Below are 718 nucleotides of genomic sequence, written 5' to 3' on the forward strand. Positions count from 1 at the left end.
TTGACTTCCTCCCCTCCCTAAACGGAGGGGATTCCTACCGCTAGACGCTCAAGCCCGAGCGCAAGAATGTTTTTAGCCGCATTAACATCGCGGTCGTGAGTGACACCGCACTCGCAAAACCATTCTCTTATTCCAAGATCCGCTCTACCTTTCGGACTGTTTTGGCGTGAGCCGCAACACGAACAAGTTTGGGTGGTGTAGTGCTCATTAACCTCAGCATAGTGACAACCTGCGTACTCGCATTTATAGGTCAGTTGCCGCTTAATTTCAAACCAACCTGCGTCATAGACAGACTTAGCTAGTTTGCTTGAGGTGAATGATTTTGATTGAAGTTTGCCAACGATGATCACATTATTATCTTTGACAAGCTTTGATGTGAATTTATGAATTAAGTCTTGACGTGTGTTCTTAATCTTGGCGTGAATCGCTTTAACGCGCTTTTTGTTCTTAGCCCGCTGAGCAAGCCCTAATTTTGGGGCGTATTTATGGGTCAGGTTGGTGGCTAAGACCTCGCCATTACTAGCGGTTGCTGAATCCTTACAACCTAAGTCGATACCAGTCTGATTAACACCGCAGATTGTTTTTGAATGTTCTTTAACGGTGATACAGGCATACCAAAGACCGCGACTATCCTGCACAAGCTCACAAGTATTGATGGTGTAGAGAGCTAGGTTATAGCTGTCCCACACGTCAATGGTCAGTTTCTTGCCTTTGGCTA

General features: G+C 45.7%; 1 protein-coding gene. It reads right to left on the minus strand.

Annotation, left to right across the window (positions count from 1 at the left end; all coding sequences use genetic code 11):
* Positions 1-17 precede the first annotated feature (17 nt).
* On the minus strand, positions 18-718 hold a 701-nt coding region (locus EI162_RS14410; protein ID WP_192524979.1), incomplete at its 5' end, for an RNA-guided endonuclease InsQ/TnpB family protein.

It is taken from the genome of Psychrobacter sp. FME6 (genome assembly GCF_014861365.1).
In the GTDB taxonomy this organism is placed as follows: Bacteria; Pseudomonadota; Gammaproteobacteria; order Pseudomonadales; family Moraxellaceae; genus Psychrobacter.